At 68.5% G+C, this 11,158-nt stretch carries 9 protein-coding genes; 2 read left to right on the plus strand and 7 right to left on the minus strand.

Features of this window, described 5'->3' with window-relative positions:
- The coding region (locus DPV74_RS33710) for an MFS transporter (RefSeq protein ID WP_119338758.1) at nt 1-1,495 on the minus strand (1,495 nt) is incomplete at its 3' end.
- Between the two features lie 178 nt (nt 1,496-1,673).
- Between DPV74_RS33710 and DPV74_RS33715 the strand changes: the two genes are divergently transcribed.
- On the plus strand, nt 1,674-2,579 hold the full coding sequence (locus tag DPV74_RS33715) for a LysR family transcriptional regulator (protein WP_027789611.1): 906 nt from the start codon (nt 1,674-1,676) through the stop codon (nt 2,577-2,579).
- A gap of 55 nt (nt 2,580-2,634) precedes the next feature.
- Here the strand turns inward: DPV74_RS33715 and DPV74_RS33720 are convergent, their stop codons facing one another.
- The 6 genes from DPV74_RS33720 to DPV74_RS33745 form a co-directional block, all read right to left on the minus strand.
- Nucleotides 2,635-3,774, minus strand: a complete 1,140-nt coding sequence (locus DPV74_RS33720; RefSeq protein WP_119338759.1) for an enoyl-CoA hydratase/isomerase family protein — start codon at nt 3,772-3,774, stop codon at nt 2,635-2,637.
- Entirely contained in the window at nt 3,771-4,562 is a 792-nt protein-coding gene (locus tag DPV74_RS33725) for an enoyl-CoA hydratase (RefSeq protein ID WP_119338760.1), read from the minus strand. The genes DPV74_RS33720 and DPV74_RS33725 overlap by 4 nt, the downstream gene beginning before the upstream one ends.
- On the minus strand, nt 4,559-5,461 hold the full coding sequence (mmsB, locus tag DPV74_RS33730; RefSeq protein ID WP_027789614.1) for a 3-hydroxyisobutyrate dehydrogenase: 903 nt from the start codon (nt 5,459-5,461) through the stop codon (nt 4,559-4,561). The genes DPV74_RS33725 and mmsB overlap by 4 nt, the downstream gene beginning before the upstream one ends.
- A 15-nt stretch (nt 5,462-5,476) precedes the next feature.
- Nucleotides 5,477-7,006 carry a CoA-acylating methylmalonate-semialdehyde dehydrogenase gene (locus tag DPV74_RS33735; RefSeq protein WP_119338761.1) on the minus strand — a complete coding sequence of 510 codons (1,530 nt, stop codon included), beginning with the start codon at nt 7,004-7,006 and terminating at the stop codon, nt 5,477-5,479.
- 108 nt (nt 7,007-7,114) lie between these two features.
- Entirely contained in the window at nt 7,115-8,821 is a 1,707-nt protein-coding gene (locus tag DPV74_RS33740; protein ID WP_119338762.1) for an AMP-binding protein, read from the minus strand.
- Between the two features lie 299 nt (nt 8,822-9,120).
- Nucleotides 9,121-10,254, minus strand: a complete 1,134-nt coding sequence (locus DPV74_RS33745) for an acyl-CoA dehydrogenase family protein (protein ID WP_119338763.1) — start codon at nt 10,252-10,254, stop codon at nt 9,121-9,123.
- Between the two features lie 137 nt (nt 10,255-10,391).
- Between DPV74_RS33745 and DPV74_RS33750 the strand changes: the two genes are divergently transcribed.
- The coding region (locus tag DPV74_RS33750; protein WP_162923209.1) for an AraC family transcriptional regulator at nt 10,392-11,158 on the plus strand (767 nt) is incomplete at its 3' end.

Below are 11,158 nucleotides of genomic sequence, written 5' to 3' on the forward strand. Positions count from 1 at the left end.
CCGCGCTCGCCGTCGCGAGCACGGCCACGCCGGCCGCGCCGTACACCATCACCCAGCCGAACCCGTGCACGAGCGCCGCATGCAACGCCGCGCCGGTCGGGTCGGCCTGTGCAAGCGCCGGTGCGATCGCGTGCAGCCCGTCGGTTCGCCCGGAAGCAATCTCCTGCGCGAGCCGGCGCAGCGCCCCGTCGCCGATCGTGCCCGCGACACCGCCCTTCAGGCTCGCGACGATCCCCGCGACCAGCACGAAGCCCATGGCCGCGATATTCAGTGCGAGCGAGATCATCCGCGCGCTCATGTCGATGCCCGACGCCATCCCGGCCCGCGCGCTCGGCACCGCACCCGTCGTCGTGTTGGTCACCGGCGTGTTCGTGAGCCCGAGCCCGATGCCGGCGATCACGCAGCCGGGCAGCATCGTCACCCAGCTCGCGTGGTCGGCCGCGCTGCCGATCCGCATCAGCGCAAAACCGGCGGCGATCGTGAACAAGCCGCCCGGGATCACGACGCCCGGCCCGTAGCGCAGCGCGAGCCGCTCGCCGAACGGCGGCGCGACCAGCGTCGGCAGCGTGTACGCGAGCAACGCGAGGCCGGCCGTCACGCTGTCGTAGCCGAGCGCGACCTGGAACCAGATCGGCAGGTAGATCATGAACGGCCAGAAGCTGAAGTTCATCCCCATCGAGCCGAAGATCGCGCCGGTGAACGCGCGGATCCGGAACACCGAGAAGTCGAACATCGGCCGCGCGCTCGCGCGTTCCGCGAGGAAGAAGCCGGCCACCGCCAGCACGGTCGCGCCGAGCACGCCGAGGCCGGCGGCGCTCGTCAGCCCGAGTTCCGCGCTTTGCGTGATGTAGAAGGCCAGGCCCAGCACCGCGAGCGACAGCGTGACGATGCCCGCCACGTCGAGGCTGCCCGCGTGCGGATCGCGCGACTCCTGCACCGCGCCGCCGATCAGCGCGAGCGCGACGGCCGCGAGCGGCGCATGAACGAGGAACACCCACGGCCAGCTCGCCAGCGCGACGATCGCGCCGCCGACGATCGGCCCGAAACCGAGCCCGATGCCGAACACGATCCCCCAGATCCCGAACGCGCGGCCGCGCTCGCGGCCCTCGCGGAACTGGTGCGACAGCACCGCAATCTGGCAGATCAGCATCGCGCCGCCGCTGGCGCCCTGCAGCAGCCGGCCCGCGACGAGCACCGGCACGTTCGGCGCGAGCCCGCACAGCAGCGACGTCGCGCCGAACAGCACGGTGCCGATCACGTACACGCGCTTGCGGCCGAACCGGTCGGCGAGCGTGCCGGCCGCCATCAGCACGGTCGTACACGCGATCGTGTATGCGTTCATGATCCACTGCATGCCGTTGAAATCGCCATGCAGCACGTGTTCGAGCGTCGGCAGGATCACCGGCACGCTCGAGATTTCGAGGCCGAACATCAGCGACGTGAGACAGACGGCCGCGAGCGCGACCGCATTCCTGCGGGAGTCGGATAGCGTCATGCGTATTGCGCGGCGGCCCGGCAACGGGCCGCGCGCCTCCAGATGAGAAGGATGGGTCGCGCGCGGCCGGCAACGCACGCTGAACCGGAATCGGTACTATAGTGAGAATTCTGATCCCCATTGACGCAGGCATTTCTCCAGACTGGGGAACCACAGGACTCAATCACCTCTCCCTCCGATGACCGACAGACTCGACGGCGTGACGACCTTCGTCCAGGTAGTGGAATCGGGCAGCTTCGCGCTCGCGGCGGAGCGGCTCGACATGACGCGTTCGGCCGTCGGCAAGGCGGTCGCGCGGCTCGAGAAGCGGCTCGGTGCGCGGCTGCTGCAGCGCACGACGCGCAGCCAGAGCCTGACCGACGACGGCCAGGCGTACTACGACCGCTGCGTGCGCGCGCTGGCGGAACTGGAAGCGGCGGAGGCCGACCTCGACTGCGGCCGCAACGAGCCGCGCGGCAAGCTGCGCCTGAGCGTGCCGCTCGCGTTCGGGCACCACTGCGTGACGCCCGTCGTGCTCGATCTCGCACGCACCTACCCGGATCTGCGGATCGACGTGTCGATCACCGACCGTTTCGTCGATCTCGTCGAGGAAGGCATCGACCTCGCGGTGCGGATCGGCACGCTCGCGGACAGCACGAGCCTCGCGGTGCGGCGGCTCGGCACGCAATACGGGAGCCTCGGCGCGGCGCCGTCGTATCTCGCCCGCCACGGGATGCCGAAGACGCTCGACGACCTGAAGCACCACCGGACGATCGCGTATTCACGCTCGGGCGTGGTTCAACCGTGGGACTTGCGCGCGCCGGACGGCTCGACGGTACGTATCGACATGCCGCACCAGCTCAGTTTCGACGACGTGCAGGCGATCGCGGCGGCCGGCGCATCGGGGTTCGGGATCGCCTGGCTGCCGAGCTGGCTGCTCGATCACTACGTGAAGCGCGGCGAGATGACGGTCGTGCTCGACCGCTGCTTCGTCTGCGAAGGCGACATCCACGCGATCTGGCCGAAGACGCGCTACCTGCCGCGCAAGACGCGCTGCGTGATCGACGCGTTCGCGCAGGCGATTCCGCCGATGATCGAGCGGTGAAATGACACGCGCGCCGCGCGGCAGCCTGTGCCCGCACGGCGCGCCGGCTACGCGCTCACGCCGCGCCGAGATCGGCGAGCGGATGCGCGAACAGCTTCCACGGCGACGTGAGGAAATGCCGCACGCGTTCGGCGCGCAGCTCGACGAGCGACGCGGGCGCCCAGCGCGGCTTGCGATCCTTGTCGACGAGATGCGCGCGTACGCCTTCGCAGAAGTCGCCTTCCTCGATCGCGCGCGCGACGATGCCGAGCTCCATCCGGAACGATTCGGCCAGCGTCATCTGGCGGCCGCGCAGCAGCGCCTCGCGCGTCACGTACAGCATCGTCGGCGAATGGCCCGTGAGCGCATCGAGCGTCGCCTGCAGCCATTGACGGTGCTCGCGCGACAGTTCCTCGCGCGCGAGATCCTGCGTCAGCGTCGCGACGATCCGCTCGACGGTCGAGCGCTTGTCGAAGTGACGCACGATCCACGGCATCTGCCCGTCGAGCGCCGCATGCGGCACCACGTTGCACGGCGGCTCGAACACCTTGCGCAGCAGCGGCAACGCATCGCCTTCCCACTTGACGCTTTCGATGCGCGTCTCGAACGTGTCGAGCCACGCGGACGGCACGCACAGATCCGCGAGCTTCGCGGTCAGCGCGTCGGCACCGGACAGCATCGCGCCGGTCAGCCCGACGTACAGCTCGAGTTCCGCCGGCATGCGCGACAGGAAATGCGTCGCGCCGACATCGGGCACGAGGCCGATGCGCGTTTCCGGCATCGCGATCTTGCTGCGCTCGGTCGCGACGCGCAACGCGGCGCCCTGCGCAAGGCCCATCCCGCCGCCCATCGTCACGCCGTCCATCAGCGCGACCACCGGCTTCGGGAACGTATGGATCGCGTAGTCGAGCCGATACTCGTCGACGAAGAACGGCAGCCAGGTTTCGCGCTGCGCGACCATCCTGTATAGCGCGCGCACGTCGCCGCCCGCGCAGAAACCCTTCTCGCCCGCCCCGCGCAGCACGACCGCGACGATCTGGTCGTCGTGGCGGCAGCGTTCGAGCAGCGCGGCCAGCTCGCCGATCATCGCGGACGACAGCGCGTTGAGCGCGGCCGGCCGGTTCAGCGTGATCAGCGCCACGCGGTTCACCACGCGGAACAGCACCTCGGGGGCATGCTCCGCGAACGCGTCGTGATTCGTGACCGGCGTGCTCATCGTTGCCCCTCCCCGTCGGTGTGCCACTGCGGCGCGCGCTTGCCGAGGAACGCGGCCACGCCTTCGCGCGGATCGCTGGTATCGAACAGGTCGACGAAGCGCTCGCGTTCGACCGCGAGCGCCGCGCCGCGCGGCACGCCGCGGCGCGCGAGGCCGATCAGCTCCTTGCTGTACGCGACCGCATGCGGGCTCTGCCGCGCGACGTTGCGCGCCAGCGCCAGCGCCGCATCGCGCGAGCCGCCCGACTCCACGACGTCCTCGACGAGGCCGATGCGCAGCGCGGTGGCCGCGTCGACACGCGCGCCGGTCAGGATGATCTTCTTCGCCCAGCCTTCTCCGACGAGCCAGGGCAGCGTCTGCGTGCCGAGCCCGCACGGCAGCAGGCCGACCGACGGCTCGGGCAGCGCCATCTGCGCATGAGTTTCGGCGATCCGCAGGTCGCACGCGAGCGCGCACTCGAGCCCGCCGCCCATCGCGTAGCCGTTGATCGCCGCAATCGTCACGACACGCGCGTCGTGCAGCGCCTCGAACGCCGCGCCGAAACGCGACGCCATCGCGCGCGCGACCGCGCGGTCGCCTTCGGCGAAGGTGTTGAGGTCGGCACCCGCGCTGAAGAATTTCGGGCCGTCGCCCGTGATCACCAGCGCGCGCACGCGCGGGTTCGCATTCAGTTCGGCGACGGTGTCCTGCAGTTGCCGCAGGCCGTCGGCGGTAAAGGCGTTCGCGGGCGGACGCTTGAGCCTCGCGCACGCGATCGCGCCGTCGTCGACGTAGTCCAGTTCGATCATGACGCGTCCTTCTTGCTGGCCGGTTGGTACAGGCGGATCACCGCCGAGAAATCGAGCTGGCCGTCGCCACGGCTGCTCATCGTCTGGTACAGCTGCTGCGCGAGCGCGCCGAGATAGACGGGCTGGCGCGCCTGCTTCGCGGCGTCGTTCGCGAGGCCGAGATCCTTCAGCATCAGGTCGGTGCCGAAGCCGCCCGAGTAACCGCGCGACGACGGCGCGGTCTCGATCACGCCCGGATACGGGTTGTAGGTGTCCGAGCTCCAGCAGCGGCCTGTCGACGTGTTGACGATGCCGGCCAGCACCTTCGGGTCGATGCCGAGCGCGACGCCGAGCGACATCGCCTCCGACACCGCCGCCATCGAGATGCCGAGCACGAGGTTGTTGCAGACCTTCGCGACCTGCCCCATGCCCGTCGCGCCGCAGTGAACGATGTTCTTGCCCATGCCCGCGAGGACGGGCTTCACGCGCTCGAAATCCGCGTCGCTGCCGCCGACCATGAAGGTCAGCGTGCCGGCCGCCGCGCCGCCGGTGCCGCCCGACACGGGCGCATCGACGAACGCGCCGCCGTGCTCGCGCACGAGCGCGCCGAACGCCTGTGCGCTCGCCGGGTCGATCGTGCTCGAATCGATCACGGTCGCACCCGCGCCGAGGCCGGCGAGCACGCCGTTCTCGCCGGACAGCACCGAGCGCACGTGCGGCGCGGCCGGCAGCATCGTGATGACGAACGTCGCGCCCGATGCGGCATCGCGCGGCGACGCGGCCACCTGTGCGCCGGCATCCTGCAGTGCGCGCAAGGCGTCGGCGCTCAGGTCGAACGCGTGCACTTCGTGGCCGGCTTTCAGCAGGTTCAGCGCCATCGGCGCGCCCATGTGGCCGAGGCCGATAAATCCGATTTTCATGTTGTCCTCCACGGCTCAATGCAGCCGGATCGTCGTATTCACCGGGCCGGCCGTCGTGTCGTCGTCGAACCAGCGCGCGGTGACCGTCTTGGTCTGCGTGTAGAACTGCACGACCTGCTTGCCGTACGGGCCGAGATCGCCGAGCTTCGAGCCGCGTGAACCGGTGAAGCTGAAGAACGGCACAGGCACCGGGATCGGGATGTTGATGCCGACCTGGCCGATGTCGATCTCGCTCTGGAACTTGCGTGCCGCCGCGCCGCTCTGCGTGAACAGGCCCACGCCGTTGCCGAACGGGTTCGCGTTGACGAGCGCGATCGCGTCGTCGAGCGAGTCGGCTTCGAGCACGACGAGCACCGGGCCGAAGATTTCGTGCGTGTAGATCGACATGTCGGTCTTTACGCCCGAGAAGATCGTCGGGCCGATGAAGTTGCCCTGCTCGTAACCGGGCACCTTCACGTTGCGGCCGTCGAGTTCGAGCTTCGCGCCTTCGTTCACGCCCGCTTCGATCAGCGACAAGATGCGCGCCTTCGCGGCCTTCGACACGACCGGGCCGACGTCGGTGCCGGCTTCCGCGCCCGCATTCACCTTCAACAGCTTCGCCTTCGCGACGAGATCGGGCAGCCAGTCGCGCGCTTCGCCAACCAGCACCGCGACCGACGTCGCCATGCAGCGCTGCCCCGCCGCGCCGAAACCGGCGCCGACGAGCGCATTGATCGTCTGCTCGCGGTTCGCATCGGGCAGCACGACCGCATGGTTCTTCGCACCCATCATCGACTGCACGCGCTTGCCGTGCGCGCTGCCGAGGTTGTACACGTGCGTGCCGACGGTGGTCGAGCCGACGAACGAGATCGCCTTCACGAGCGGATGCGTGCAGATCGCGTCGACGACTTCCTTGCCGCCGTGCACGACGTTCAGCACCCCTTTCGGTACGCCGGCCTCGATGGCGAGCTCGACGAGCTCCATCGTCGACATCGGATCCTGCTCGGACGGCTTCAGCACGAACGTGTTGCCGCAGACGATCGCCATCGGGAACATCCACAGCGGAATCATCGCGGGGAAGTTGAACGGCGTGATGCCCGCGCACACGCCGAGCGGCTGGCGCAGCGTGTAGGTATCGACGCCGCCCGCGACGTTCTCCGCGAATTCGCCGAGCTGCAGCGAACCGATCGAGCACGCGTGCTCGACCACTTCGAGGCCGCGGAAGATGTCGCCTTCGGCATCGGGAATCGTCTTGCCCTGCTCGGCCGTCAGCGTCTTCGCGATGCGCTGCTGGTTCGTGCGCACCAGATCCTGGAACTTCAGCATGATGCGCATGCGCGCGGCGATCGGCGTGTTCTTCCACGTCGCATACGCGGCGTGCGCGGCCTGCACGGCCGCGTCGACTTCCGCGACGGTCGCGAACGGCACGCGCGCGAGCACCTGCTGCGTCGCCGGGTTGACGATGTCGCGCCACTCTTTCGTGGCGGACTCGACGAAAGCGCCGTCGATCAGCAGCTTGACCGTCGGCACGTCTTGCCCCGTTTGGGGCGTCGGATTCGCGTTCATCGATCCCTTCTCCTTGCAGAGGGCCGCGAAGCGCGATATCGCCGCGCGGCCGGTTCAATTCGGCTGCGGGCGGCGGCCGCGACAGGCGGCGCGCGGCCCGCGGTCACGTCATTTCAGTTCGGCAGCAAAATCTTCTTCCCAGTATTCGCCGGGCATGCGCGCGCTCGCGTCGTCGCCGCGCTCGATCTCGCGGCGGCGCAGCTCGACGCGGCGGATCTTCCCCGAGATCGTCTTCGGCAGATCGGCGAACTGCAGGCGGCGGATGCGCTTGTACGGCGCGAGCTTCTCGCGCGAGAAACGGAAGATCTCCAGCGCGAGCGCGGGGCTTTCCTCGTAGCCCTGCCGCAGCGTGATGAAGGTCTTCGGCACCGACAGCCGCACGGGGTCGGGGCTCGGCACGACGGCCGCCTCGGCGATCGCCGGATGCTCGATCAGCACGCTTTCCAGCTCGAACGGGCTCAGCCGGTAGTCGGACGACTTGAACACGTCGTCCGCGCGGCCGATGTAGACGTAGTAACCGTCGTCGCCGCGCATCGCGATGTCCGACGTGCGGTAGTGGCCGTCGCGCATCGCGTAGGCGGTTGCATCGGGGTTGTTCGCATAGCCTTTCATCAGGCCCACCGGGCGCGCGACGTCGGCGCCGATCGGCAGCGCGACCTCGCCTTCGGTCACGGGCGCGCCGTCCGGGTCGAGCAGCGTAATGCGGTAGCCGGGCAGCGGCCGGCCCATCGAGCCCGCGACCACCGGCTGGCCCGGCGAGTTGCCGATCAGGCAGGTCGTCTCGGTCTGGCCGTAACCGTCGCGAATGGCGATGCCCCACGCCTTCTTCACGCGCTCGATGATCTCGGGATTCAGCGGCTCGCCCGCGCCGACGATCTCGCGCAGCTTCACGTCGAACGACGCAAGCGGCTGCTGCACGAGCATGCGCCACACGGTCGGCGGCGCGCACAGCGTCGTCACCTGGTATTTGACGAGTGCATCGAGCACCACCTTCGGCTCGAAGCGCGCGTAGTTGAATGCGAACACGCAGGCCTGCGCGTTCCACGGCGCGAAGAAGCAGCTCCACGCGTGCTTCGCCCAGCCCGGCGAGCTGATGTTCCAGTGGATGTCGCCCGGTTGCAGGCCGATCCAGTACATCGTCGACAGGTGCCCGACCGGATAGGTGCGGTGCGTATGCTCGACGAGTTTCGGCTTCGACGTCGTGCCCGACGTGAAGTACAGCAGCATCGGATCGTTCGCGTGCGTGACGGCGTCCGGCTCGAATTCGGCGCTCGCCGCATAACCGTCGTTCATCGCGAGCCAGCCCGCGCGCGGCGCGCCGGCGACGATCTTCTGCGCGAGGCCGAGGTCGGGCTGGTCGAATTTCGCGGTTTCGTTCTCGTCGACGATCGCGTATTTCGCGCCGCCGATCTGCACGCGGTCGCGCACGTCGTCGGGCGACAGTTGCGTGGTGGCGGGCAGGACGATTGCGCCCAGCTTCATCGCGGCGAGCATCGCGTCCCACAGTTCGACACGGTTCGGCAGCATCAGCAGGATGCGGTCGCCGCGGACGACGCCGATCGAGCGCAGCCAGTTCGCGATCCGCGACGAACGCTCGGACATCTGCGCGAACGAATACGGATCGCCCGTGCCGGTGGCCGCGTCGACGATCCACAGTGCGGGCTGGTCGTTGCCGCGCGCCATCGGGTCGAAGTAGTCGAGCGCCCAGTTGAACGCGTCGAGCACCGGCCATTCGAAATCGCGGTACGCGGTTTCGTAGTCGGTGCGATGGCGCAGCAGAAAATCGCGTGCGTTCAGGAATGCCTGTACCGTCATCGTTTTGTCTCCTGTCGACGAGAGTTAGCGCTTTAGCGCTTACTCTCGTCCCATGCCTCGTGCGGTCGACGAGAGTTGGCGCTTTGGCGCTTGCTCTCGTCCCATGCCTTGCGCGGTCGACGAGAGTTGGCGCTTCAACACTTACCCTCGTCCCATGCCTCGCGGTAAACCGGCAACATGGCTGCAGCGCATGCCCGGTCTCCTCTGTCGCGGTGCACGGTCACGTCGTTGCGTGCCGCGTTCACCGCACTGCCCTCGTGCCCTGCGCGATGCTTCCTTTCGACGCGGAATGTCGCGGCTCAAAGCTGCCGCGCGATCACCATCCGCTGCACTTCGCTGGTGCCTTCGTAAATCTGCGTGATGCGCGCGTCACGATAGTGGCGCTCGACTTCGTAATCGACCAGGTAGCCGTAGCCGCCGTGGATCTGGATCGCGTCCGAACACACGCGCTCGGCCATCTCCGACGCGAACAGCTTCGCCTGCGACGCTTCCGACAGGCACGGCAAGCCGGCCGTGCGCAACTTCGCCGCGTGATGCACGAGCAGGCGCGCGGCGTTGATCTGCACGGCCATGTCGGCGAGCTTCTGCTGGATCGCCTGATGCTCGGCGATCGGCTTGCCGAACTGCACGCGCTCGCCCGCATAACGACGCGCCTTGTCGAACGCGGCACGCGCGATGCCGAGTGCCTGCGCGGCGATGCCGATGCGGCCGCCCTCGAGATTCGACAAAGCGATCTTCAACCCTTCGCCGCGATTGCCGAGCAGGTTTTCTTCCGGAATCGCGCAGTTCTCGAATGTGATCGGGCACGTATCCGATGCACGGATGCCCATCTTCTTCTCGGGCTTGCCGACGATGAAACCCGGCGTGTCGGTCGGCACCAGGAACGCGGAAATGCCGCGCTTGCCGGCTTCCGGGTCCGTCATGGCAAAAACGATCGCCACCCCGGCGCGCTGGCCGTTGGTCACGAACTGCTTCGCGCCGTTCAGCACCCATTTGCCGTCGCGCAGTTCCGCGCGCGTGCGCAGGTTGTTCGCCTCGGAGCCGGCCTGCGGCTCGGTCAGGCAGAATGCGCCGATCACGCGGCCCGCCGCCATGTCGGCCAGCCAGCGATCCTTCTGCGCGGGCGTGCCGAAACCGAGGATCGGCCCGCAGCCGACCGAGTTGTGCACGCTCATCATCGTCGCACACGCGGCGTCGCCGGCGGCGACTTCCTCCATCGCCAGCGCGTAGGCCACGTAGTCCGTATACGAGCCGCCCAGCTCCTGCGGCACGATCATCCCGAGCAGGCCGAGTTCGCCGAGCTGCGCGACGATGGTGTCGGGCAGGTGCGCATCGTGGTCCCACTGCGCCGCGTTCGGCGCCAGCATCTCGGTGGCAAAGGCGCGTGCGGCGTCGCGGATCATTCGCTGGTCTTCGGTGTAAAGCTCGTCCATGGTGCTGCTGTCTCCCGCGGCCGCCGGGCGCGACCGTCCTTGCGTTTCGATGCAACAAGTGTAGGCAAGCACGCGCGACTGTTCGATGCTCGCGCCGCTCATTTACACTGAGCGTTTTTGCCACACCGGCGGCACGGATGAAGCAGGAAGACAAGGGAACCGTCGCGATCAGCCTCGTCGCTTACAGCGTCGCGCTCGCGGCCCGGCGCGGCGTCGCGGCCGAACCGCTGCTCGCGCAGGCCGGCATCGCCCCGGCGCTGCTCGGGCAGCCGCGCGCACGCGTGTCCGCGCAACAATACGGCGCGCTGTGGAACGCGATCGCGCGCACGCTCGACGACGAGTTTTTCGGGCAGGATCGCCACCCGATGCGCAGCGGCAGTTTCATCGCGATGAGCCAGGCGGCGCTGACCGCGCGCGACGGCCTGCACGCGATGGCGCGCGCGGTGAATTTCATGCACTGTGTGCTCGACGACCTGCACGCCGAACTCGACGCGAACCCGCAGCGCGTGCGGTTGCGCTTCGTGCACCGCAACAACGGTGCGACGCCGGCGATGTTCACGTACGCGACCTATTTCATCATCGTCTACGGGCTGACCTGCTGGCTGATCGGGCGGCGCATCCCGCTGCTGCATGCGAGCTTCCGCTGCGACACACCGCCCGCCGACCATGAATATCCGTCGATGTTCTGCGACGACATGCGTTTCAACGAACCCGATTCGTATGTCGATTTCGATCCCGAATTCGCGACGCTGCCGGTCGTGCAGAACGCGAAGTCGCTGAAGACGTTCCTGCGCAACGCGCCGGCGAGCTTCATCGTCAAGTACCGCAACCCGAACGCGCTCGCGCAGCGCGTGCGCGCGGTGCTGCGCGGGATGCCGCCCGCCGCGTGGCCGGGCGCGGGCGG

This window comes from Burkholderia sp. HAN2018 (genome assembly GCF_024704855.1).
Lineage (GTDB): Bacteria > Pseudomonadota > Gammaproteobacteria > Burkholderiales > Burkholderiaceae > Burkholderia > Burkholderia cepacia.